General features: G+C 62.1%; 22 protein-coding genes and 1 pseudogene. 20 read left to right on the forward strand and 3 right to left on the reverse strand.

Going from position 1 to position 24,719, the window contains the following annotated elements:
- The 3 genes and pseudogenes from FHL16_RS32140 to gspG form a co-directional block, all read right to left on the reverse strand.
- Window positions 1–185: pseudogene (locus FHL16_RS32140) on the reverse strand (hypothetical protein); the annotation flags it as partial.
- Between the two features lie 150 nt (window positions 186–335).
- On the reverse strand, window positions 336–1,523 hold the full coding sequence (locus tag FHL16_RS32145) for a type II secretion system F family protein (RefSeq protein WP_010455722.1): 1,188 nt from the start codon (window positions 1,521–1,523) through the stop codon (window positions 336–338).
- A 14-nt stretch (window positions 1,524–1,537) separates the two neighbouring features.
- Window positions 1,538–1,972: a type II secretion system major pseudopilin GspG gene (gene gspG / locus FHL16_RS32150; protein WP_077750400.1), complete on the reverse strand. Its 435-nt coding sequence runs from the start codon at window positions 1,970–1,972 to the stop codon at window positions 1,538–1,540.
- A 195-nt stretch (window positions 1,973–2,167) separates the two neighbouring features.
- Here gspG and FHL16_RS32155 point away from each other — a divergent pair, with 195 nt between their 5' ends.
- The 20 genes from FHL16_RS32155 (at window position 2,168) to FHL16_RS32250 (ending at window position 24,482) form a co-directional block, all read left to right on the forward strand.
- Window positions 2,168–2,776, forward strand: coding sequence for a lytic transglycosylase domain-containing protein (locus tag FHL16_RS32155; protein WP_010455720.1), 609 nt, complete (start codon window positions 2,168–2,170; stop codon window positions 2,774–2,776).
- Between the two features lie 205 nt (window positions 2,777–2,981).
- Window positions 2,982–8,807: a manganese-oxidizing multicopper oxidase MnxG gene (gene mnxG, locus FHL16_RS32160; RefSeq protein ID WP_077750401.1), complete on the forward strand. Its 5,826-nt coding sequence runs from the start codon at window positions 2,982–2,984 to the stop codon at window positions 8,805–8,807.
- A gap of 76 nt (window positions 8,808–8,883) precedes the next feature.
- Complete coding sequence (locus FHL16_RS32165) at window positions 8,884–10,836, forward strand: cytochrome D1 domain-containing protein (RefSeq protein ID WP_077750402.1); 1,953 nt, start codon at window positions 8,884–8,886, stop codon at window positions 10,834–10,836.
- Between the two features lie 13 nt (window positions 10,837–10,849).
- Window positions 10,850–11,506 carry an SCO family protein gene (locus FHL16_RS32170; RefSeq protein ID WP_042932740.1) on the forward strand — a complete coding sequence of 219 codons (657 nt, stop codon included), beginning with the start codon at window positions 10,850–10,852 and terminating at the stop codon, window positions 11,504–11,506.
- On the forward strand, window positions 11,503–12,123 hold the full coding sequence (locus tag FHL16_RS32175; RefSeq protein ID WP_077750403.1) for an SCO family protein: 621 nt from the start codon (window positions 11,503–11,505) through the stop codon (window positions 12,121–12,123). The genes FHL16_RS32170 and FHL16_RS32175 overlap by 4 nt, the downstream gene beginning before the upstream one ends.
- A 9-nt stretch (window positions 12,124–12,132) precedes the next feature.
- Window positions 12,133–13,683 carry a cytochrome c/ABC transporter substrate-binding protein gene (locus tag FHL16_RS32180; protein ID WP_077750404.1) on the forward strand — a complete coding sequence of 517 codons (1,551 nt, stop codon included), beginning with the start codon at window positions 12,133–12,135 and terminating at the stop codon, window positions 13,681–13,683.
- 11 nt (window positions 13,684–13,694) lie between these two features.
- Window positions 13,695–14,651, forward strand: a complete 957-nt coding sequence (locus FHL16_RS32185) for a peptidylprolyl isomerase (protein WP_342212512.1) — start codon at window positions 13,695–13,697, stop codon at window positions 14,649–14,651.
- A gap of 219 nt (window positions 14,652–14,870) precedes the next feature.
- Window positions 14,871–15,404, forward strand: a complete 534-nt coding sequence (locus FHL16_RS32190) for a response regulator (RefSeq protein ID WP_077750405.1) — start codon at window positions 14,871–14,873, stop codon at window positions 15,402–15,404.
- Between the two features lie 84 nt (window positions 15,405–15,488).
- A complete protein-coding gene (locus FHL16_RS32195; protein ID WP_077750406.1) occupies window positions 15,489–17,195 on the forward strand; it encodes a GspE/PulE family protein in 1,707 nt (568 codons plus the stop codon).
- Window positions 17,176–17,979, forward strand: coding sequence for a hypothetical protein (locus FHL16_RS32200; protein ID WP_077750407.1), 804 nt, complete (start codon window positions 17,176–17,178; stop codon window positions 17,977–17,979). Before FHL16_RS32195 ends, FHL16_RS32200 begins: the two co-directional genes overlap by 20 nt.
- Window position 17,980: 1 nt before the next feature.
- Window positions 17,981–18,526, forward strand: a complete 546-nt coding sequence (locus FHL16_RS32205; protein WP_010455690.1) for a PilN domain-containing protein — start codon at window positions 17,981–17,983, stop codon at window positions 18,524–18,526.
- Window positions 18,513–19,061: a GspMb/PilO family protein gene (locus tag FHL16_RS32210; protein ID WP_010455688.1), complete on the forward strand. Its 549-nt coding sequence runs from the start codon at window positions 18,513–18,515 to the stop codon at window positions 19,059–19,061. Before FHL16_RS32205 ends, FHL16_RS32210 begins: the two co-directional genes overlap by 14 nt.
- Window positions 19,061–19,579: a hypothetical protein gene (locus tag FHL16_RS32215; RefSeq protein ID WP_010455686.1), complete on the forward strand. Its 519-nt coding sequence runs from the start codon at window positions 19,061–19,063 to the stop codon at window positions 19,577–19,579. The genes FHL16_RS32210 and FHL16_RS32215 overlap by 1 nt, the downstream gene beginning before the upstream one ends.
- A complete protein-coding gene (locus tag FHL16_RS32220; RefSeq protein WP_077750408.1) occupies window positions 19,576–21,411 on the forward strand; it encodes a type II secretion system protein GspD in 1,836 nt (611 codons plus the stop codon). Before FHL16_RS32215 ends, FHL16_RS32220 begins: the two co-directional genes overlap by 4 nt.
- A gap of 2 nt (window positions 21,412–21,413) precedes the next feature.
- On the forward strand, window positions 21,414–21,887 hold the full coding sequence (locus tag FHL16_RS32225; protein ID WP_042932743.1) for a type II secretion system protein: 474 nt from the start codon (window positions 21,414–21,416) through the stop codon (window positions 21,885–21,887).
- A gap of 3 nt (window positions 21,888–21,890) precedes the next feature.
- A complete protein-coding gene (locus FHL16_RS32230) occupies window positions 21,891–22,265 on the forward strand; it encodes a type II secretion system protein (RefSeq protein WP_042932745.1) in 375 nt (124 codons plus the stop codon).
- On the forward strand, window positions 22,240–22,779 hold the full coding sequence (locus FHL16_RS32235; protein WP_077750409.1) for a type II secretion system protein: 540 nt from the start codon (window positions 22,240–22,242) through the stop codon (window positions 22,777–22,779). Before FHL16_RS32230 ends, FHL16_RS32235 begins: the two co-directional genes overlap by 26 nt.
- The gene (gene csgE, locus FHL16_RS32240) at window positions 22,776–23,168 is read left to right on the forward strand and encodes a curli production assembly/transport protein CsgE (protein ID WP_077750410.1); all 393 of its coding nucleotides are present in this window, start codon (window positions 22,776–22,778) and stop codon (window positions 23,166–23,168) included. The genes FHL16_RS32235 and csgE overlap by 4 nt, the downstream gene beginning before the upstream one ends.
- Window positions 23,165–23,584 carry a curli assembly protein CsgF gene (locus FHL16_RS32245; RefSeq protein WP_010455676.1) on the forward strand — a complete coding sequence of 140 codons (420 nt, stop codon included), beginning with the start codon at window positions 23,165–23,167 and terminating at the stop codon, window positions 23,582–23,584. Before csgE ends, FHL16_RS32245 begins: the two co-directional genes overlap by 4 nt.
- 31 nt (window positions 23,585–23,615) lie before the next feature.
- The gene (locus tag FHL16_RS32250) at window positions 23,616–24,482 is read left to right on the forward strand and encodes a CsgG/HfaB family protein (RefSeq protein ID WP_010455674.1); all 867 of its coding nucleotides are present in this window, start codon (window positions 23,616–23,618) and stop codon (window positions 24,480–24,482) included.
- Window positions 24,483–24,719: the final 237 nt, after the last annotated feature.

Consider the following 24,719-nt stretch of genomic DNA (forward strand, 5'->3'; position numbering starts at 1 on the left):
CCGCCAGACCCACCGCCGCCGTGACCACCACCACCGCCCCCGCCGCCCGATCCACCGCCGCCACCACTACCACCATCCTTGGCCTGGGCACTCGATACCCCGGACAAGCTGTCCGGGATCAATACGGTAGACGCCGACAGAACTGCGCCAATAGCTACTGCCAGTAAAAGCTTGTTGATGTGCATGTCGTTCTCCGTCTTCTTATTCAGGTTGGAACGTTGATGAACAATGCAACTTGCTGCTCGATTCAATGGGAGAACACCGCAACGCGCCGATTAATTCAGTGGCAACGCGTATGAACGATGAACGGTACACATCGACCCTGTTCCAGCGGGTCAGTGAATACTCGAGGCCAGTTCGAAGATCGGGATGTACATCAGGATCACGATGACCCCGATCAGCAGGCCGATGAAGGTCATGAGCAAGGGTTCGAACAGCCGCACGAACCATTCGATCCAGCGGCTGATTTCTTCGTCGTAGAAGTCAGCGCTGCGCTCCATCATCTGGCCGAGGTTGCCGGATTGTTCGCCCGCTCGAAGCAAGCGCAGGGAGACTGGGGTCACCAGGTGATTGAGCTCCAGCGCGGCCGACAGCGATTGCCCCTCGCGTACCCGTTCGCAGGCCTGGTCCAGGCGCACGCGGGAGGCGGGGGTGAGCAGGCCGCGAACCATGCCCATGGCGGTGACGAGGGGAATGCCGCCCTGCAACAGGATGCCCAGGGAGCGATAGAAGCGCGCGAGTTCGTACATGAAAATGCGTTGATGGACCGCCGGGAGTTTTTCGATCACACGGTCGACGCCCCGACGAAAAGCCGGTTGTCGCTGAAGAAAGCCGAGGGCGACGATGATTGCCGCCAATGCGCCGAAGAACTCACCCTGGTGGGCGTGCAGGAACATTCCGCAGCTCATCAGCACTTGCGACAGCCACGGCAGATTCGACCCCAGCCCTTCGAACACCAGGCTGAAGCGCGGCACCACGTAACCCATCAAGAACAACACCACGCCACCACCCACCACCAGCAACAGCAGGGGGTAGATCGAAGCGCTGACGATTTTTTGCCGAACCTCGTCCATGCGCTGGCGATAGCTGACATAGCGGCCCAGGGCATCACCCACGGCGCCGGTCTTCTCACTGGACTGCACCAGCGCGACGTAGAGCGGAGGGAACACTGCCGACAGCTGGGCCAATGCCTGGGAGAACGATTTGCCTTCATACAGCAGGCGCACCAGTTCACTCAACGTTTTACGGGCCTGTGGCGCGTTCTCTTTTTCTGCGAGGCTTTCCAGCGCATCGATTAACGGCAGGCCGGCGTTGAGCAAGGTGGTCAGTTCCTGGCTGAACAACACCAGATTGAATGTCTCGCGCTGTCGAAGGCGCAACGCGCGCCAGTGCCGCTCGACGTGCAGGCTGACCACCCGCAAGCCCTGGTCTTCGACGATGCGCCGGGCCTCGCTGTGGCCGGGGGCCTCGACGGTCATCGAGACCACGCCAGCCTTGCCCACTGCCTTGAGATGAAAGCGCATGGTCGGCCCCCCCGTCATTGCCAGCTGGTGACTTCGGCGTTTTCGCCTTCGCCGCCGGGTTGGCCGTCCTTGCCCATGGACAGCAGATCGTATTCGCCGTTTTCGCCGGGGTAGCGGTAGTTGTAGTTACGGCCCCACGGATCCTGCGGCAGTTTTTTCTGCAAGTAAGGACCGGTCCATTTGGTTTCATCGCTTGGCGCAGTGACCAGCGCCTGCAAACCTTGTTCGGTCGATGGGTAATGACCGACCTCCAGACGGTACAGGTCGAGCGCTTTGCCCAAGCCTTCGATTTGCGCCTTGGCCACCTTCACTTCGGAGCGGCCCAGTTGGGCGAAATACTTCGGCGCGACGATGCCGGCCAACAGCCCCAGCACCACCAGCACCACCAACAGTTCGAGCAGGGTGAACCCGCCTTGAGGACGCGGGGCGGAACGCAAACGCTGATTCATGATGACCTCACACAGTCGGCAGAAGGGTCGCCATGGAGGCGTATGCAATTGCCATGCTCACCCCCGGTCATTCTTCCACAACCCCTGTATTCCGGGCCTTTGCGCTTTCGGCACAGTGCTTGCGTATGGCTTGTTTACTACCGGCCATTGGGGCATTACCCCCATTTTTCGGGGCCGGGCAGGGGAGACAAAAAAATGAAAACACTCACCACAGGACTGCTCGGCTGTTTGCTGCTGACGAGCGTCGTACAGGCCGATGTGTTCGTTTCCGTGGACGCCAAGGGCAGTTACGTACTGTCCAATGTTCACCGTCCCGGCCGCACCTATGAACGGGTGATTCACGAGCCCCAATCCTCGCTGGTCGGTCTTGATCAGCAGCCCCAGATGATTGCCAGGCAACCCTATGCAGAGCTGGTGTCGGCGGCCGCCACGGCCAATGAATTGCCGGCCGCGTTGTTGCACGCGGTCATCCGCGAAGAGTCCCGCTACAACTCGGATGCGACGTCCCCCAAAGGCGCCGGCGGGCTGATGCAATTGATGCCCGATACCGCCCGGGAGATGGGGGTGAAAAACGTCTATGACCCCAAGGCCAACATCCAGGGCGGCGCTAAATACCTCAAGCGCCTGCTGACCCTGTTCGACAACGACATCACCCTCGCCGTGGCGGCCTACAACGCCGGGCCGCAAGCGGTGCTGAGCCGTGGCGGAGTGGTCCCGCCGTTTGCTGAAACCCAGCGTTATGTGCCCAGCGTCTTGCGTCAGTACCGGCGCTTGCAAGGCTTGGCCATGGACGCACCGTTGTGATCGGCGAGTGTGGGGAACGGCCCCCAATAGTGGGGCAACAAGGACTGGGCCGAAAAGTGGGGAATAAGTGGGGAATATCCCCCGGGTTCTCAGATCGTCGCTTCAAGTGGCTGAAAACTAACTGAATTATTTATGGCATGCGGATTGCTCAAGCGGATTTGTCGAGAATTATTCCCTGTGAGCACCCACAGCGAGGCCCGTGATCATGACCGGCATACACAACGCTTCGTCCTTGTTTAAATTCGCGCTGTTGGTGGTGTCGATGTTCGGCATCGAGCTGGCTGAGGCGGCCCTGCGCTGCGAGCGCAATCTGGTGGCGAACGTCGTGGCGCTGGATCAGCCGCTGATGTTCAACCGCCTCGGGGCGCAGAACGCCAACGGCATGATGTTCGCCCTGCGCCGTGACGTGGTCGACGACCACAATGTGTCCCTGGCTCAGGGCGGCGCGGCAGTGCCGGGCAAAGTCTCGCTGCGGCCCGACAAGCGTCCGCGTCCCCTGGTGTTGCGGGTGGCCGCCGGTGACTGCCTGACCATCAACCTGCAGAACCTGCTGGCGTATCAGGCCAATCCCGGCAGCCACGAAAACGGCGAGGAAGGGGTCGAGGGGGAGGTCGAAATAGGTGACGTCGAGCAGTTCAAAGTCGATGAGCAGGTCACCGACCGCCACGTCGGCTTCCAGGTCAACGGCATGCAAGCGGTCAACAGCATCGATGACATCGCCTCGTACACCGGGCGCAACGGCAATTCGCTGGTCGCCCCCGGCGGCACCCGTTCCTACACCTTGTTCGCCGAGCGCGAAGGTGCATTCGCCGCCAGCAGCCGTGGCGCGACGTTCGGTGGTGAAGGCGATGCGGGCAACGTTGCCAACGGCCTGTTCGGCCAGGTCGTGGTGGTGCCCAAGGGCGGCCGCAGCTACCGCAACACCGTGACCGAAGAAGAGATGCGCCTGGCCAGCAGCGGCCGCACCCCGGCCGGTCAACCGATCGTCGACTACCAGGCGCGCTACCCGCAACGCGAACCGTGGATCCGTGAAGGCAAGGCCGGCACACCGATCATCAACATGGTCGACGGCAATGAAATCATCTCCAGCGAAAGCGACGCGATTGTGATGGGCAGCAACGCCGACGGCAGCTTCCCGCCGTCGACCTATCCGCTGGAAGCCGTCGGCAAACGCAACCCGGCGATTCCGAACCGGCTGGAACCGTTCCGCGATTTCGCCTCGCAGTTCCAGGATGAAACCGCCGCGACCCAGGCGTTCCCCGCTTATTGGGCCGACCCGGTCATGGCCCATGTGCTGGAGCCGACCCGCGACTCGTTCATGATCAACTATGGCTCCGGCGGCATGGGCGCCGAGGTGGTGGCCAACCGGCTGGGTGTCGGGCCGATGCACGATTGCCTGTCCTGCGCCTATGAAGAATTCTTCCTCAGTTCGCACACTGTCGGCGATGTGGCGATGCTGGTGGACGTGCCGGCCAACGCTGGCCTGGAAGGCATTCTTCCTGGGCAGGTACCGAGCGCCGATCAGATTGGGGTCAAGGCGACCATGGCGCTGTATCCGTCCGAGCCGTCCAACGTCAACCACAGCTACATTGGCGACTTCGTCAAATTCCGCAACACCCACAACGGCCACGAGCAGCACATCTTCCACCTGCACGGTCATCAATGGCTGTTCAACCCCAACGATGACAACTCCGACTATGTGGATGCCCAGGGCATCGGCCCGGGTGCCGGCTACACCTATGAAATCGCCAACGGTGGTTCGGGCAACCGTAACCGCGTAGCGGGCGATGCGATTTACCACTGCCACTTCTATCCGCACTTCGCACAAGGTATGTGGAGCATGTGGCGGGTGCATGACGTGTTTGAAGAAGGCACCCGACTCGAAGTTTCCCAGCAAGGTGCCGACGGGTTCCACAGCGAACCTTACGCGCTACGCAGCGGCAAACCGGCGGCAGGTGCCCGGGCCTTGCCCGATGGCGAAATCATTGCCGGTACGCCGATTCCAGCGGTCGTGCCGCTGCCGGGCAAAGCCATGGCGCCGATGCCCGGCAAGGTCGCGGTGGTGCCGAAAATCGGCGAGACCCTGGTCGCCGGTGGTGATGACGACGATGACGAAGAAGATGACGACGGCGGCGGTAGCGGCAGCAGCGGCGGCGCTCAGGCCATCGGTTCCCTGGCCCTGGTGGATCGCAGCGAAGCCAACCGCAATGCCGACGGCAGCCTGAAAAACCCTGGCTATCCGTTCTGGATCGGCGGCATGGAAACTTCGGTCGGCCAACGTCCGCCGACGCCACCGCTGGACATGCTCGACGCGGCCAAGGCCCAGTCCTTGAAAACCAGCGGCAACGCCTTGTGGGCCAACCTCGACCCGGCGCAGTCCGGTGGCTGGGATGGCGGCCTGGGGCGTCATTCCCTGGACGGTTTCTCCGCCGGTGGCGTGGCGCACACCATTACCACGTCGCTGGATTTCTCCAAGGAAGTGACCCGCGCCAAACCGATCTACATGCCGGAAGAGGGCACCGAAGTCGAACAGGCGGCCATGGCCTTCCACGCCAAAAAGGATCATCCAAGCTTTGCCTTGCTGCCCGGCAATCAAATCGTGGCGAAGGCCTTCCGCACCAACGGTGCCTTGCCGATTGCCGGCGCGCCTTATTACGAACCGTGCATGGACGACCGGCAAAAACGCCTGACCAGCAGCGCCGGCACCGGCGAGTTTGCCAGCGGTGAACGCATCGACGGCATGTCCTATACCGGCTCTTCGACCTTTACCGCCGACCGTCCACGGGTCTACAAAGCGGCGAACATCCAGTTCGACGCGGTGTACAACAAGGTCGGCTACCACTTCCCGCAAGCGCGCATTCTGGCCCTGTGGGAAGACGCCTGGCCGGTCATCACCAAGCAGCGTCCGCCAGAGCCGCTGGTGATGCGCATGAACACCTTCGATTGCGTGCAATACCAGCAAACCAACCTGGTGCCGGCCGTCTATGAGATGGATGACTATCAGGTGCGCACGCCGACCGACGTGATCGGTCAGCACATTCACCTGCCCAAATGGGACCTGACGGCGGCCGACGGTTCGGCCAACGGCTGGAACTATGAAGACGGCGTGCTTTCCCCGGGGGCTGTGCAAGAACGCATCCGCGCCATTCGCGAGTTCAACCAGTGCGAAGGCACCGATCCACGTGACGGCACACCGGCCTGTCCAAAAGCCAGGAATCACCCGTACTTCGGCCAATTTGGCCGGGCGGACTGGGTGGGCGCGCGCACGGCGATGCAGCGCTGGTTCGCCGATCCGGTGGTAAACGCCAAAGGTGTCGACCGTGGACTGGGGACCATTTTTACCCATGACCACCTGGGCCCATCGACTCACCAACAGATTGGCCTGTACGCCACCGTACTGGCTGAACCGGCCGGTTCCACCTGGTTCCATGCCGAAACCGGCGAGCCTTTGTACAGCGGCGCGCGCCAGGACGGCGGGCCGACGTCGTGGCAAGCGGTGGTGTCCACCGGGGACATCGACGGCGACGGCAAGAACGACAGCTTCCGTGAGTTCTTCCTCGAGTACAGCGACTTCCAGCACGCCTATGAAGCCGGAGTGTATGTCGGCGCCGGTCCTAACGGCGTGCCTGATCCACAAACCTTCCCGGCCACCGCGGACAGCTTCCGCTACGCGATCAACCCGCCAGTGCGCAACAACGCCAGCACCTTGCTCGACGGCATCATCGAAGTGCAGGGCGGTATGGTGCCGGGTTGTCCGACTCGGCCATGCCCACAGGCGATTTCGGTCGATGACCCCGGCATGTTCGTGGTCAACTACCGCAACGAACCGCTGGCCCTGCGGGTCTACGACCCGAACAAGGTCGGCCCGGACGGCAAGCGCGGCATGCAGGCCGACGGCCTCGGCGGCGACCTGGCGTACGCCATGCAAAGCCGTACCGACCGCGCCATCCCGGCGATGAACCTGGCACCGAACCTGGTCACCGCCGCCACCGGTCCAACCGGCGGCACCACACTGTTCCCGCCACACGTGAACCGTGGCGGCGCGGAACCGGGTGACCCGTTCACGCCAATGTTGCGCACTTACACCGGTGACAACGTGCGGCTGCGGGTGCATGCCGGCGGTCACGAAGAAGAGCACAACGTGACCCTGCACGGCGTGAAATGGCTGCAAAGCGGTTCCGGCTTCGGCAACAGCTCCAACTCCGGCTGGCGCTCGTCGCAGATGGTCGGTATCTCCGAACAGTTGGGCTTCAACGCGCCGGTTTCGATGCTCTCCAGTTCGGCGGCGGCCACGGGGGATTACCTGTACTCGATGGACGCTTCGATTGAAGGTTACTGGAACGGTATCTGGGGCGTGATGCGCAACTACACGACCCAGCGCAGCGATCTGTTCGCACTGCCAAACAACCCGAAACCGACCGGTATGCGCAACACCGTGGCGTTCGATGGCATCTGCCCACGGTATGGCGCCAACCCGAACGGCATCGGCACCCGGCCGACCGTGCAACGCAAATATGAAGTGGTTGCGGCGCTGGCCAACGACATCCTGCGCAATCCGTTGAACCTGACCATCGGCGATCCGGCCGGTATCGGGCAACACGTGGGTGGGCCGTTGAACCCGGCGGGTGGCACCCTGGTGTTCAACTCGCGGCCGGTGAACATCCCTCAGGTCACCGTGGTCGATCCTGAAGATGGCGAAACCATCACCATCGGCGGTCAAAGCGGCCCGTTGCATGATCCGACTGCGATCCTGTACGTGCGCAAATCCGACCTCGATCCGCTCACTGGAAAAATGAAACCAGGTGTACCGGTGGAGCCGCTGGTATTGCGCGCGGCGGCGGGTGACTGCATCAACGTCACCCTGGAAAACCGCTTGCCTGTGGTCATGCCCGACCTGACCCAGACTGCCGTGATGCAAGGGCTGGTCAAGCGAGATCGCAACAATGGCCAGGGCTCGACCATCTTCACCAACAACCTGCTGCGGCCGTCGAGCCACGTTGGCCTGCATGCACAACTGCTGGCGTATGACATCACCAAATCCGATGGCACCAATGTCGGCGCCAACCCGATCCAGACCGTGCCACCGCGCATCGGCAACAGCGGCGCGTACCCGACCCGTACTTATCAGTACTACGCCGGGCACCTGGAGCGTGAAGGCAAGCCGATCTCGCAACTGGGCCGCAGTGTCGACAACATCAACGCCACGGCGGTGGAGTTCGGCGGACTGAATATCACGCCGGCGGACCTCATCAAACAACCGCAGAAAGGCTTGGGTGGGGCGATGACCATCCTGCCGATCGGCGCAACCTGGGTTGAGGATGCGCGTAAAACCAACGCAACGGTCACGGCACCAGGGCAGACCACTTACCGCGACTTTGCGATGGTCTGGCAGAAAGCGTTGAACATCCGCTGGGCCAACGGTCGGCCGGTGGAAGGTATTGCCGCCGAAGGCTTTGGTGTGCCGACCGATCCACAGGACAACTCGAGCATGGCCATCAACTACAAGGCCGAGCCGATCTGGTTCCGCTTCGGGTTGGCGCCGGATGCGCCGTTCGGGCACGCCAATGGCGCCGGTTACGGTGACGTGCCTAACGCGCATATGGCGTACAGCAATGCGCTCATCGGGGGCGATCCTCAGACACCGGTGCTGTATGTGAAACCGGGGCAACCGTTCCGCACCCACATCCTGATGCCGACCGGTGGCAGTCGCGGCACGACCTTCCAACTGGACGGTCACGTCTGGTCGGTCAACCCGTTCCAGTCGGAGAAGAGCGATACCGGTGGCTATCCGATGATGACACCTGGGGTGGGGTCGGTGCGGTTCGGCTACAACCCGATGTCGATGTACATCGGCGCTCGTGAAAGCATCCTGCCGGCGGCGCACTTCAGCTTCATGCACCCGAGCGCCGGGGGCAGCAACGCAATACCGGGCGACTACCTGTTCCGTGATTACGGCGCCTACGGCAACACCGCCGGGCTTTGGGGATTGCTGCGGGTGACCAACGAGCCAGAACCGGCACCGGCACCGTAAAGCCAGGGATTGGGGGCTGACACCGCTCGTACCTACAAGGGACAAGGCAGGCACAGATCTGTAAGGGGAGAGGGTAATGAACAGGACTACAAAAATCGCCGGTTGTGGGCTGGTCGTCGCAGTGGCACTCATCAGCTTCGGCGTCTGGCGCACCGCGCCGCCCAACCTGCTGAGCGAAGTCGCACTGCCGGACACCTGGAGCGGTCAGAACCTCTCCCGAGACGGGATTTCGGTGGCGCTTGAGGTCAAGTCATTGGCCCAGGACGGTGTGTTGCGTGAAGGCGAGTTTGCCGACGTGCAGTTCCGCGTCAGCGACAGTGCCTCGGGCCAGCCGTTGTCGGGCGTCAATCCCGGCGCCTGGCTGGACCCGGAAACCATCGCCGCCGACAAGGCTCAGGGCCGCGAGCAAAGTTGCAAATCCCGGGTCGGGGTCTTCCTCAAATCGAGCATTGGCGCGCGGCCGCTGCTCGACCTGAACAGCTACTTCCTGCTGGTGATGAACCGCGACGCCAGTGTCTCGGTGGTCGACCCGTCGGTGTCGGTGGGCGGCATCACCAGCACCATGACGCGGATTGATATCAAGCAACCGCCGATGGACTGGACCACGCCCAAGGACAACAAACGGGTGTTCGTCTCCATGCCGACCGCCGATGCAGTGGCGGTGATCGACAGCGAGCAGTTCAAGCTGGTCGACTCGGTCGCCGCTGGCAGCAACCCGGTGCGCGTGGCCTTGCAACCGGATGAGCGCCTGCTGTGGGTCGGCAACAATGCCAAGACCGCCGAGCAGTCGGGGGTCACGGTGATCGACACCCGCAGCCTCAAGCCTCTCAAACACCTGGCCACCGGGGCCGGGCACCATGAAATCGCCTTCAGCAAAGACAGCCGTTTTGCCTTCGTCAGCAACCGCGACGACGGCACCCTGAGCATCATCGACATCGCCAGCCTGACCATCAGCAAGCAACTCAAGACCGGCTCGCACCCGCTGTCGGTGGCGTACTCGCCGCTGTCCCAGGCGGTGTATGTCGCCGACGGCAAGGACGGCAGCGTGACCGTGGTCGATACCGCCAGCCTCGCGGTTCGGCGGGTGATCAAAATGAAACAGGGCCTGGGCCCGATGGGGTTCAGTGCGGACGGGCGTTTCGGCATCGTCCTCAACACTCTGGAAAACCAGGTGGCGGTGATCGACGCGGCCACCGATTCGATGATCCACGAGCTGGACGTGTCCGCCGAACCCTACCAAGTGGTGTTCACCAAGGCCTACGCCTACATCCGTGGATTGGCCTCGGCCAAGGTCACGATGATCAACCTTTCGTCGTTGGGGGCCGGCCGCACGCCGATCAGTCAGGGTTTCGAAGCCGGGCCCCAGGCGCCACGACTGGCCGGTGATTTGCCCCTGGCCTCGAGCCTGGCGGTGTCGCGGGACGACAACGCGGTGTTCGTGGTCAACCCGGTGGACAACACCACCTATTTCTACGCCGAAGGCATGAACGCGCCGATGTCCGGCTACCCCAATCGCGGGCAGGTGGCGCGGGCCGCCATGGTCATCGACCGCAGCCTGCGCGAGGTCGAGCCAGGGCTTTACAGTTCGCGGATCAAGCTGCCAGCCGCCGGGCGTTTCGACGTGGCGTTCCTGCTCAACCAGCCGAACATCATCCATTGCTTCACGGCGCTGGTTGAGCCGGACCCGAACCTCGCCACGCTCCCCGGCGTGCCAAAAGTCGAGTTCATGCTCGATAAGTCCACGGCCGCCCTCGGCAGCCCTTACACCGTGCGGTTTCGCATTGTTCAGGGCCAGCAGAAGGCACAGCGCAGCGGGGTCAAGGACGTTCAGGTGCGCTACTTCCGTGCTCCGACTTCCCGGGCCCAGCAAGTCGCGGCCCTTGACGTGGGCAATGGCATCTACGAAGCCCCGGTGACCCTCGACCAGAACGGCGCCTGGTACCTGCACGTGCGTGCGGCGTCCCTTGGCGCGAGTTTCGATGACAAGACCTTTGCCAGCGTTCGGGTGATTCCCGGCGATGCCCACTGAAGAGGAAACCGACATGAACCGATTCGCACACCGTGGACTGCTGACGTTCTGCCTGTTGGCCGTCGGCATCGGCCAGGCCCTGGCGCACTCGGCGGATGAACACGCCGGGCATGACATGCCGGCTAAAAGTGCCAGTTCGGAAAGCGCCCAGGTCAAATTCGCCGACGTTGCGCTGGTGGACCAGAACGGCAAACCGGTGCGTCTGGAAAAGGACCTGGTGACCGACAAAATCGTGGTCATGAGTTTCATCTACACCAGCTGCACCACGGTGTGCCCGGTGGTGTCCTCGATCATGGGCAAGGTGCAGAAGCAACTCGGCGCCCGGGTCGGCGAGGAGGTGCAACTGGTGTCCATCAGCATCGACCCGCAGCGCGATGACGCCAAGCGCCTCAACGACTACGCCCGCAGCTTCCAGAAGGGGCCGGGCTGGAGCTGGCTGACCGGCAGCTCGCAGTCGATCAACGAAACCCTCAAGGGCCTCGGCTCCTTCAGCGGTGACTTCAAAAGCCATCAACCGCTGATTCTGGTGGGGGACGGCAACAGCCGCCACTGGACACGCTATTACGGTTTTACCGACCCGACCGTGCTGACCCGCCAGGTCGAGAAACTCAGCGGCCAACGCAACGCCCACGCCAAACACACGGCCATTGCCATGGAGCACCAACCATGAAAGCCCTCGCCTTGATCTTCCTTACGATGTGTTTTTGCGTCATCAGCTTTATGGCGTTCTCCCATGAAGGCCACCCAGAGCCCGCACCTAACGTGGCCGCTGCGCAACCGGCCGGCGGCACCCGGGATGCGAAAACCTGGTTCACCGACACGCCGTTACAGGACCAGAACGGCAACACGCTACGTTTTTACAGTGACGCGCTACAAAACCGCGTGGTGTTGCTTAACGTGATTTTCACCAGTTGCAACGATGCCTGCCCGCTGATCACCCAAAAGCTCAAGGAAGTCCGCGAAGTGCTGGGCGACAAGGCCGATGGCATCACCTTTATCTCCCTTACCAGTGATCCGCTGCGCGATACGCCGGCGGTACTCAAGGCTTACACCTTGAAGCAGGGCGTCGATGGCCCCCACTGGCTTTTTCTCACCGGCGACAAGGCACAAATGGACCTTGTACTGGGGCGCATCGGCCAGATTGTGCCGACTCCCGAGCAGCACTCGACGCAGCTGATTGTCGGTGACGTGGCCAACAAGCGCTGGAGCAAGATCCGTCCCGATGCACCGGCCGCCGCCATTGCCCAGCGCTTGCAGTTGCTGACAATGCCCGTGGCCAGTCGTTGAGCACGCGCCATGAACATTGCCCTCGTCCTCGGCCTGCTACTGATTGGCGGCATCAATCTCACCGCCAATGCGTTGCCGCTGAGCCCCAGCGAAAGCGCCGGTAAACGGCTGTATCGCGAGGGCGTGTCGGCAAGCGGTGAGCCGATCATGGCTCGGGTGGGCGCGGCGGGCATGTTGCTGCCCGCCACCAGCCTACCCTGCGCCAATTGCCATGGCGCCGATGCCCAGGGGCGACCCGAAGGCGGGGTACGGCCGCCGGACATTAGCTGGTCGCGGCTCTCCAGCAGTTACGGGCAACAGCAGATCAACGGTCGCAATTACCCGGCCTACACCGAGGCCGCACTGGCCCGGGCGATCCAGGAAGGGCGCGATTCGGCGAATAATCGGCTCGACCCGGCGATGCCCCGGTTCGTGCTGTCGATGAATGATCAGCGCAACCTGACGGCCTACCTCAAGCGCGTGGCCGATGATCGCGACCCCGGGTTGACCGCCGACAGCCTGCACTTGGGCACCTTGTTGCCGAGGCAGGGGCCGCTGAGCACGGAGGGCGCCACGGTGGCGGCGGTGCTCAAGGGCAGCGTGGCGCGGATTAACGAGGCGGGCGGGATCCATGGCCGGCAATTGCGCCTGACCATCCTCGATCCGGGCCCGGACCGCGCCAGTGCCAAACAGGCGCTGGATCGCTTGATTGAGCAGGAACAGGTGTTCGCCCTGATCGCACCACTGGCACCTGCGCTCGACACCGAATTGGTCACGCGGCTGGAACGCGCCGGCATTCCACTGATCGGGCCGCTCTCGTTGCAGGGCATGGCCCCGGCCAGTCGGCAGATTTTCGAACCGCTGTCAGGGCTGCGCGAGCAACTGATCGCCTTGGCCGACTACGGTGCCGCCAATTTGCGCTTGCTCCAGGGCCCGACGCTGATTGTCTACCCGGACGAGCCGAGCCAACAGGAGGCGGCGCAGCACCTCGGCCAGTACCTGCATGATCACGCCTGGCAGCAAGTGCGGCTGCAGGCCTACAACTCGGCGCAGGACGAGTTGCCGCTGGGCTCGCGATCGGTGTTTTACCTGGGCAGCGGCGTCGGTTTCAGTCGCTTCGCCGAGCGCCTGCAAACGGCGGGGCAGGTGCCTTACCTGTTCGCCGCGTCGAATCAGGTGGCAGGTGACCTGTTTCAATTGCCCAGCGGGTTTTCCCGGCGAGTGTTTCTGGCCTATCCGTTCGTGCCCAGTGACTGGACGCTGGCCGGGCGCCTGGCCTTGACGCAACTGCGCGAGCACCAGGGGCTCGGCGGTGAGCACGCGGTGCTGCAAGTCGGCGCCTACAGTTCGATGCTGCTGCTCAGCGAAGGCATGAAACAGGCCGGGCGCGACGCCAGCCGCGAAAAACTCATCAGTGCCCTGGAAGGGTTGCACGATTTCGACACCGGGCTGACCCCGCTGCTCAGCTTCGGTCCGGGTCGCCGACTGGGCTTGAGCGGTGCCCACATCGTCACCGTAGATTTGCCCGACCAGCGCTTCTTTCTGGTCGCACCGTACAAACCGATTGCCGTGACACCCTGAAAAGAGGGCTGATGATGAAACTCAAGACGCTGCTGATTCTGCTGACGATGTGGGTCCCCGTGGCCTTCTGCAGCAACGGCCCGGCTGCCGCACGGGTCAATGGCGAGGAAATTTCCGAGTTCCGTCTCGAGCGCTATTTTGCCGAATACCTGGAGGACCAGGGCCGCGCAGTGGGCAGCATTCGCAACCCCAAGGCGTACAAGCAATTGCGCCAGAAAGCACTGGATGCGCTGATCGACAAGGAGTTGCTGTGGCAGGAAGCGCGCAAACGCGGGGTGAAGATCAGCGATGAGGTCGTACAAAGCCAGGTTGAGCAGACGCGGCAAGCGATGGGGGGGGCCGAGGTGTTCGCCCGCCGGCTGGAAGACGCCGGTTTCAACGAAGCCACCTTTATCGAGTACACGCGCCGTGAGCTCGCGGCGCAAAAGGTGTTCGCCGACCTGCTCCAGGTGGCTGAGCCGGACGAAAAACAGGTCCGCGCGTTCTACGAGGAACACCGCGCCGAAATGAGCACTCCCGAGCAAATCCAGGCGCGGCACATCCTGGTCAAAGTGCCTCAGGGCGCCGATGCCGCCACCGTTGAAGCCGCCCGGCTACGCTTAGAGGAGATGCGGGTGAAAATCAGCCAGGGCGAGGACTTTGCCAGCATTGCCCGGGCCGGCTCCGAAGATGCTTCCGCCACCGAAGGCGGGGATCTGGGCTATTTCCCCCGTGGGCGCATGATGCCGGAATTCGAAGCCGCGGCATTTGCGCTGGCGCCGGGGGCCGTCAGCGCGCCAGTGCGCACACCGTTGGGCTGGCATTTGATCTACCTACAGAACCACCAGGAGGCGGCCGATGTCTCAGAAGCTCAGGGACTTGAAATGGTTCGGGCTTACCTTGCCCGACAGCAAAAGTCCCAGGCTCGTCTACAAGTTCTGGGGCAGTTGCGATCAAGCAATCGAATCGAGCGGATTGACGACGATTGAAGGTTCCCCCCCAAATGTGGGGAAAGCTTCAGGGGCAATTCCGAGCGCTTCCCCGCCTTTGGGGGACGGGGTTCCTGAACGAAAAGATTTTTTCATGAAAATCATAGAGATGAAGCGGTCGAAAACCGGCGCTCAGTCTGGCATGAAGTGTGCGTTAGCCTAATTAAGGCGCGTACTCCCAGGCACGAATATCGGACCTGCGGTTTCAAGGAGTCCACCTTGTTAAACAAAGTACTGGTTGTTGAAGACGAACAGCTGCTGGCGGAAAACCTCCAGGGTTACCTGCAGGCGCAAGCGCTGGAAGTCCGGATAGCTCACAACGGTGAAACAGCTATCGGCGAAGCCAAAAGTTTTTCACCCGATGTGATGGTGTTCGATTACCGCTTGCCAGACATGGAAGGCTTTCAGGTGCTCGATGCCGTCCGCCAGAACAGGAACTGCCATTTTGTGCTGATTACCGGGCACCCAACCGCTGAAGTCTGTGAGCGGGCCCGGCAACTGGGAGTCAGCCATATCCTGTTCAAACCGTTTCCATTGGCGGAATTGGCCCGTGCAGTCTGTGACCTTTTGGGGATGGAGCGCGAACCCAAAGCAGGCATGAGCAAGTCCGAAGGATTCGTCGAACGACGCCAGAGCAGGACCGAAAGCTTCCCGCTGCAGTTGTACGACGGCAGTTGGGTGCTGGCAGATCGTCGACGAACTCCATCGACCTCCAAGGCACCAGACGACCAACAATTGCTCACCGGGGAGTAGTGGCGCGACAAGACGTTCCGGCATACGCCGCAATGGCCTGCCGCGTCGACAGGGCTCAAAGCCCCCGGCGTTGGAGAGCATGCCATGGACCGTCTATCCCTTGCCGTAGAACCGGCGCAGTTGGAATGTGTACCGTCTCGCTTTTCCAGTGAACAACTGGCCCAGGCCCGGGCCCTGGCAACCGGTTCCGGCGAGCGGGTTCTGGAGGCCCTCGGGGGGTTGTGCGAACTGGCCCCCATGCCCTTCATCCAGTGCCTCGGCGCTACCCTGCATTATCCGGTGCTCGACACCGACACCCTGTTTCAAGCCACCCCGGTGTTCGACCGGGTCACCCTGGCCCAATGCCTCAAGCGCGAATTCATCCTGCTGCGTCATGACGATGCGGTCATTGGCGTGTTTGCCGACCCGTTCGACACAACCCGTCTGGCGTGGATCGATGACTGCCTGCATGGCGCGCCGCTGTACCTGGTGCATGCCGACGACCTGAAAGCCTACCTGGCGCGTCACGAAGAGAGTTTCCACGCGGTGGAATCGCTCAACGCCCAGGCCGACGCCAATGTCGAAATCGACACCCTGCAAAGCCTGTCCCTGACCAGCATCAGTGAAGACGCCAGCGTGGTGGTCAAACTGGTCAACTCGACCCTCTACGACGCGCTGAAAATGCACGCCAGCGACATCCACCTGGGCACCACCGGCAGCGGTCTGGTGATCAAGTACCGGATCGACGGCGTACTGAACAACATCAGCAAAATCCAGGGCAGCGAGTTCGCCGAGCAGGTGATCTCCCGGGTCAAAGTCATGGCCGAACTGGACATCGGCGAAAAACGCGTGCCCCAGGACGGTCGCTTCAAGATCGGCATCAGCGGCCGGCAGATCGACTTCCGGGTCTCGATCATGCCGAGCATTTTTGGCGAAGACGCGGTGCTGCGGGTGCTCGACAAACAGGACCTGGCGGACAAGGTCAGCGGCGTGCAATTGCAAGCCCTGGGCTTTGAAGAAAACACCCTGCGCCAGCTGCGCCGGTTGGCCGCCGAACCCTACGGCATGGTGCTGGTGACCGGCCCGACCGGCAGCGGCAAGACCACCACGCTCTACGCCATGATCACCGAGATCAACCACGGCGTGGACAAGATCATCACCATTGAAGACCCGGTGGAGTACCAACTTCCGGGCGTGCTGCAAATCCCGGTCAATGAAAAGAAAGGCCTGACCTTTGCCCGTGGCCTGCGCTCGATCCTGCGCCATGACCCGGACAAGATCATGGTCGGTGAGATCCGCGACCCCGACACCGCACAGATCGCCGTGCAATCGGCCCTGACCGGGCACCTGGTGTTCACCACCATTCACGCCAACAACGTGTTCGACGTGATTGGCCGGTTCACCCAGATGGAAATCGACCCTTACAGCCTCGTCTCGGCCCTCAACGCCGTGCTCGCCCAGCGGCTGATCCGCCTGGTGTGCGCCAGTTGCAGCGCGCCGAGCACCCCGACCGATGAAGAACTACGCCTCTCAGGGCTCGATCCGCAAAAGGTCGATCACTACCACTTCGTCCATGGCAAAGGCTGCGGCCATTGCCGCGGCACCGGATATCGCGGGCGGACCGCGATTGCCGAGCTGCTGCACCTGGACGACGAACTGCGGCAGATGATCGTCGAGCGCCAACCCGTTTCGAAAATCAAGGCACACGCTTGCAAACGTGGCTTGCGCTTGTTGCGCGAGTCCGCTCTGGAACTGGTAGCTGAGGGGCGGACCACGCTCGAGGAGATCAATCGTGTCACTTTTGTCTCGTGATCGTTATGTCGCCGTACTCGGCGCCAGTGGTGTCGGCCTGGGTCAGCGCAAGGGTGGCGACACCTTGTGGCTGGGCAGCGTCGGCTTTATCGACGAAGGCTTCCATGCCTGGGCCGTCGCCCTCGAAACCCTCGACCGTTTGCTGTGCGAACACGCCCCGGCCGGTGCGGAACTGAGCGTGGTGGTCTCCGGTCACTTCAGCCGCTTCTGCCTGGTGCCCTGGAGCGAACAGATCAGCAGCCCCGACGAATTGCTCGGGTTTGCCCAACTGTGTTTCGAAGACCTCTACGGTGTACCGGCCCAACCCTGGAGCATGGTGCTGTCGGCTGAACCTGCGGGTTACGACCGGATCGCCACCGCGCTGCCGCAAGACTTGCTGACGCGTTTGCGCAACCTGGTCAGCGGTCGCGGCCTGCGCCTGCGGTCGGTGCAGCCGTACCTGATGGCGGCGTTCAATCACTTCGATAAAAGCCTCGACGCCGGTGACTTCCTGTTCGTGGTCGCCGAGCCCGTACGCAGTGTCTTGCTGCTGGCCAGGGAAGGGCGCTGGACCTCGGTGCGTTCGGTGGGCAGCAGCGACAGCGATGCCGCACTGACCGCGCTGATCGGCCGGGAAAGTCAGTTGCAAGCCTCCATCAGCGAACGGCCGTTGAACGTTTACCTGCACGCACCAGCGCGGATCGAGGTACAGCCCGACGTACCCGGTGTGCACTTGCGCACCCTCGAAGAAGACCGGACAGCCGTACACGATTGTTTGTACGTGATGTCCCGGGCGGTGGCCTGATATGCGCGCCCTGACGCTCGACTTCCAGCCGCGCCGCCGTTCGGGCCCATTGGGCTGGAGCCTGCTGGCGGGCGGCGTGGTGCTGGTGGTGACCTGTTTTGTCGCCCAGCAGCACGTCGCCGAACAGACCTCGCAACAGCAAGGCCATCTGCAAAGTGCCCAGCGCGAACTCACCGGCGACACCGGCAGCAAAGTCACTTTGAGCCCGGCCGAAACCCGCGAGCAAGCACAGAACCTGGCAGAAATGCGCAAGGTCTCGCAGCAACTGCGCCGGCCTTGGGAACGTCTGTTCGCCATGCTCGAAGCGATGCCGCGCGACAACATCGCTTTGCTGACCCTGACCCCGGATGCCCGCAAGGGTCAGGTGCGCATCAGCGCCGAAGCACGGGACCTGGAAGCGATGCTCGACTTCCACCGCCGTCTCGAAGCCAGCGACGAGCTCTCCGATGTGTCGCTGCTCAGCCACGAAATTGTCGTGAAATCGCCGGAACAACCGGTGCAATTCAACCTGTCGGCTAGCTGGGAGATCGGCGATGCGAATCCCTAGATTGATCGTCCACGAATACCTGCAAGGCCTGGGTATGCCCGGCCTGGCAGGCTTGGCGATGTTGCTGCTGGCGCTGGCCTGGGCACTGGGTGGCCTGATGCCGGACTGGAATTCGTTGCAAACCCTCAGCCAGCAGACCCGCGAAGCCGGCGAGTACCTGGCCAAGGTTGAAGACGGCAGTGTCGCCGCCCCGGTGGTGCCGCAACGTCAGCTCGACGACTTCCGCAGCAAACTGCCGTCGCAGCCCCAAGCCACGGTGGCCATCGACAAGATCTACGCGCTGGCGGCCCAGGAACACATCACCCTGGCGCGCGGTGAATATTCATTGGGCATCGACCCCAAGACCCACTTGGCCCGTTATCAGATTCTGCTGCCGGTGCGGGGCAGCTACCCGCAACTGCGGCGCTTCCTGCACGCGTTGCTCGGCCAGTTGCCGGCCGTGGTGGTGGAGGACGTGGAGTTTCAGCGTAAAAAAATCGCCGACACCGACCTGACCGGGCGAATCCGCATGACCCTTTACCTGTCGAGGTCATGATGAATACCAAACGCGTAGTGGGCTGGGTGGCGTTCTTCGGCGTAGCTGCGGCGCTGACCTGGGGGCCTGATTACTTCATGCCTTCGGACGAAGGCGAGGCGTCGGTTGCGACCGCTGCCACGCCCGCCAAAAGCAAAATTCGCGGCACGCTGCCGGCCGCTTCAGCCAGTGGCAAACCCGCGGTGATCAAGGACCTGAGCCCGTCCGGCGATCTGTTCGCCGCCCGCAGCTGGAAGGCTGCACCGATGCTGGCCAGCGTCACCGAACAACCCGTCAACCAGACCCCGGTGGTGCCAGTCCCCAGCGTACCGCCGATGCCTTTCCAGTTCGTCGGCAAGCTCAATGACCGTTCCGACCTGCAAGTGTTTTTGCAGAACGGCGAGAAAATATACGTCGTGCGCAAAGGGGATGTGATCGACGACACCTGGCGGATCGAGGGGATTTCCGATGTGGAACTCAGCTTTGTCTACCTGCCTCTGCATTTGTCCCAGACCTTGTCTGTGGGGAGCACGCAATGAACAGTTCCCGTTTGTTGATGAATCTTTGTATATGCGCAGGGCTGGCTGCGTGCAGTTCGGCGCAGGTGGCCAAGCAGGAAGCAACCGACCTGATGGAGTCGGGGCAGTACGAAGCCGGCCTGGCGCGTATTGAGGAAGGGCTGAAGGAAAACCCTCGGGATACCGAGCTGCACCTGGCCCTGACCAGCGGCCGTGCCCGTGCCGTGACGGCATTGTTGACCCAGGCCGACATGGATCGCGCCCAGCGTGATTTCGCTTCGGCCCGTCTGGAGTATGGCCGGGTGTTGACCATTGAACCCAACAACCGCCGCGCCCAGGATTCAATGCGCCAGCTAGAGCACATGCGCAGTCTTGATGACAAACTCGAACTGGCCCGGGGTGACCTGCGTCGCGGCGACATCTACGGCGCCGACCGTCAGGTGAAACAGATCCTCGAACTGGACCCCAAGAATGGCGGTGCCCTGGAGTTGCAAGACAATATTCGTCTGGTGCAAAGCCGCAACGTGATTCCTTATCCGCAACTGCGCACCCGTCTCGACCGGCCGGTGACCCTGGAATTTCGCGACGCCAACCTGAAAACCATCTTCGAAGTGCTGTCCCAGGTCGCCGGTTTGAACTTCATCTTCGACAAGGATCTGCGCCCCGACATGAAAGCCACCATCTTCGTGCGTGACGTGCGCATCGAAGACGCCGTGGAACTGCTGCTGCAACAGAACCAGCTGCATCAGAAAGTGGTGAATGAAAACACCTTGCTGATCTACCCGGACTCGCCGCAGAAGCTCAAGGATTATCAAGAGCTGGTGATGCGCACGTTCTACCTGACCAGCATCGATGCCAACACCGCGCTGAACATGATCAAGACCATGCTCAAGACCCGTGACGTGTTCGTCGATGAACGCCTCAACACCCTGACCATGCGCGACACCGAAGACGCCATACGCATGGCCGAAAAACTCTTGCAGTCGCAGGACCAGTCCAACCCTGAAGTGGTGCTGGAAGTGGAGGTGATGGAAGTCGCGACTCAGCGGATTCTCGACCTGGGACTGCAATGGCCGAACACCTTCGGCGTGGTCAACAGCGACGGCTCGGCCGTGACCCTGCTCGATCAACTCAAAGGCATCAACTCCAGCCGGATCACTATCTCGCCGTCGCCTCAGGCCAAGATCAACGCCCAGGACAACGACATCAACACCCTGGCCAGCCCGGTGATTCGCGTGAGCAACCGTGAACAGGCGCGCATCCACATCGGTCAGCGTGTGCCCATCATCAGCGCCACCTCCGTGCCGTCGACCCAAGGTCCGGTGATCACTGAAAGCGTCACCTACCTGGACGTCGGTCTGAAGCTCGAAGTGCAGCCGACCATCCATCTGAACAACGAAGTGGCGATCAAGATCGCACTCGAAGTCAGTAACGCCACGCCACTGGAACCGACCCGCCAAGGCACGATTCCGGTTCAGGTCGACACCCGCAATGCCCAAACCACGCTGCGCTTGCATGACGGCGAAACCCAGATCCTTGCTGGCCTGGTGCGTAACGACCATGGCGCCACCGGCAACAAGATTCCGGGCCTGGGCGACATTCCCGGTCTTGGCCGGTTGTTCGGCAGCAACAAGGACACCGTCGGCAAATCGGAACTGGTGCTCTCCATCACCCCGCGCATCGTGCGCAACCTGCCGTACCAGAGCCCGTCGGACATGGAATTCCCCACCGGCACCGAAACCAGCATGCACATCCAGGCGCCTGACCGCCGGATGCAGGCGCCGATTCAGAATGAACACATCGATCGGCCGGTTGCGGTCAATTCCACCACTGTTGTCGTCGAGAAGCCTTGATCATGAACGCCTCGCAACGTGGTTTTACCTTGATCGAAGTCGTGGTGACGCTGGCCCTGATCGGCCTGCTGGCCGGCATGGCCGCGCCGCTGACCGAGACCGTGGTGCGCCGGGGCAAAGAGCAGGAATTGCGTGCGGCGCTGTACCAGATCCGCGACGCCATCGACGCCTACAAACGCGCCTTCGACGCCGGTTACATCGAGAAGTCGCTGAACAGCAGCGGCTATCCACCGAACCTGCAAGTGTTGGTGGAAGGTGTGCGTGATGTGCGCAGCGCCAAGGGTGCCAAGTTCTACTTTTTACGGCGCGTGCCCCATGACCCGCTGACGCCGGTCAAGCGTGACGATGAAGGTGGTTGGGGCTTGCGCTCTTACGACAGTACGGCTCAGAACCCGCGGGAGGGCGAAGACGTCTTTGACGTTTACTCCCATGCACGCGGCAAGGGTCTCAACGGCATCGCGTACAAGGAGTGGTGAATCATGCGTCGGGAAAAGGGTTTTACCCTGCTGGAGCTGATGGTGGTCATGGCAATCATCGCGACCCTGATGACCATCGCCTTGCCACGTTATTTCAACAGCCTCGAGGCCTCGAAAGAAACCACGCTGCGCCAGAGCCTGTCGGCCATGCGCGAAGCCCTGGATCACTATTACGGCGACACCGGGCGCTATCCCGATTCCCTGGAACAACTGGTGGAGCAGCGCTACTTGCGCAACCCGCCGATGGACCCGATTTCCGAACGCAAGGACCTCTGGGTGCTGGTCGCGCCGCCTGACGGCGTACCGGGCGGGGTCGCCGATATCAAAAGCGGTGCCACAGGGAGGGCGCGTGATGGCAGCCTTTATTCCGAGTGGTAAGCCCGCCGACGAGGCCGGGTTCACGTACCTGGGCGTGCTGTTTCTGATCATGTTGATGGGCATGGGCCTGGCCAGTGCCGGCGAGTTGTGGTCAACCGCCTCGCGCCGTGATCGCGAACGTCAGTTGCTGTGGGTCGGCACGCAATACGCCCAGGCGTTGCGCAGTTATTACCGCAGTTCTCCGGGGCTGGCGCAGTACCCGAAAGAACTTGAAGACCTGTTGCAGGACGAGCGTTTTCCAACGCCTAAACATCACATTCGCCAGCTCTACCCGGACCCGATCGGCGGCGGTGAATGGACGCTGATGCGTGGGTTCGACGGACGCATCACCGGCCTCAGCAGTCCTTCCACGGACCTGCCGCTGAAGCAGTCGGATTTTCCCAGCCAGTGGTCGGACTTCACCGGCATGGCGAGCTACAAGGACTGGCAGTTCGTGGCCGAGAAAGCCTTCCTCGATGGTGCTTCGGGGCCGGTGAAAAACCAGGCCGGATCGCCTCAGGCGGTGTCGCCATGAACCGCCACTGGCTGCCGGCCCTGATCCTCGCGTGCGTGGCGACGTTCGCCAGCGCCGGCGAGGAGGACGAGATGCTGGGCTTTATCGTCGATGACACGATCTCGCACATCGGCCACGACTTTTACTACTCGTTCAGTGAACGCCTGCGTGCCACCAGCCCGATGGATTTCAACCTGGTGGTACGCGAACGACCTTCGGCACGCTGGGGCAGCCTGGTGACCGTGGAATATCAGCAGCGACTGGTTTATCGACGCTTCCTGCCGCCGAACACCGTGGAACTCAAGGACGAGGCCTATGACGCCGCCGACTGGGTTCGCGGACAGATTGTCCAGCGCAAGCTGGAAGCCTTGTTGCAGGACACTACGGACCTTGAGAGGGACGAATTATGAAAACGACAACGGTCTCACGGAACCTCGGGCTCTGGTTGATCGGGCTGGGCAGTTGCAGCCTGGTGCAGGCCACGGAGCTGGTTTACACGCCCATCAACCCTTCGTTCGGCGGCAACCCGTTGAATGGCACCTGGTTGCTGAACAACGCCCAGGCACAAAACGACTACGACGATCCTGACCTGAAAAACCGCACGTCTGTGGCCGGGACTTCGGCCCTCGAACGCTTCACCAGCCAGTTGCAGTCGCGGCTGCTGGGGCAGTTGCTGGACAACATCTCCACGGGCAACACCGGGAGCCTGTCCACCGACGCCTTTATCGTCAACGTCGTCGACGACTCCGGTGCACTGACCATTGAAGTGACCGACCGAGCGACCGGTGAAATTTCGGAAATCCAGGTGAATGGCCTCGCCCCTTGACGGGGATCAGGGTTGATGGGGAGAGACGGACATGAAAAAAATAATAGCGCTGGGGCTGATGTTGGCGGCATTGCAAGGGTGCAGTTTGCGCGAGAACGTGGGTGCCGAGCAGGACACCGAATCACCGACCCTGACACCCCGGGCGTCGACCTATTACGACTTGATCAACATGCCACGACCCAAGGGCCGGTTGATGGCGGTGGTGTACGGCTTCCGGGACCAGACCGGGCAGTACAAACCGACCCCGGCCAGTTCGTTTTCGACCAGCGTGACCCAGGGCGCGGCGAGCATGTTGATGGATGCGTTGCAGGCCAGCGGCTGGTTTGTGGTGCTGGAACGTGAAGGGCTGCAAAACCTGCTGACCGAGCGCAAGATCATCCGCGCCTCGCAGAAGAAGCCCAATACGCCGGTGAACATTCAGGGCGAGCTGCCACCGCTGCAAGCGGCGAACATGATGCTCGAAGGCGGCATCATCGCCTACGACACCAATGTGCGCAGTGGCGGGGAAGGGGCGCGCTACCTGGGGATCGATATTTCCCGGGAGTATCGGATAGATCAGGTCACGGTCAACCTGCGGGCGGTGGATGTACGCAGTGGGCAGGTGCTGGCGAATGTGATGACCAGCAAGACGATTTATTCCGTGGGCCGCAGTGCCGGGGTGTTCAAGTTTATCGAGTTCAAGAAGTTGCTTGAGGCTGAGGTCGGGTACACCACGAACGAGCCGGCGCAGTTGTGTGTGTTGTCGGCGATCGAGGCGGCTGTCGGGCACCTGTTGGCCCAGGGGATCGAACGGCGTTTGTGGCAGGTGGCGGGGGATAATTCTTCACCTGACAACAATGCGACGCTGGATCGTTACCTGACCCAGAACAAGGTTGTGCCTGAGGGTGAGGAAGAGTGAGCCGAGGCGGCCTTCGGGCCGACCTGGTTCTTGTTGACTGAGTACATATCCATTGCTGCGGTAACGGCTGCTTATGGTTTCGCCCTTACGGCGACTCCCTTTGGCAAACGCCCCAAAGGAAGCAAAGGTCTTCGCCCCAACGTCCGGCCCCTCGCCTGGGCTCGGCGTACCCTCGCTCCGGCATTCATCTGGGGGCATCGCCTCCGGTCGGCTTCGCTTCGACCTCCTCTCGATGTG

It is taken from the genome of Pseudomonas sp. FSL W5-0299, from assembly GCF_005930655.1.
Taxonomy (GTDB): domain Bacteria; phylum Pseudomonadota; class Gammaproteobacteria; order Pseudomonadales; family Pseudomonadaceae; genus Aquipseudomonas; species Aquipseudomonas mandelii.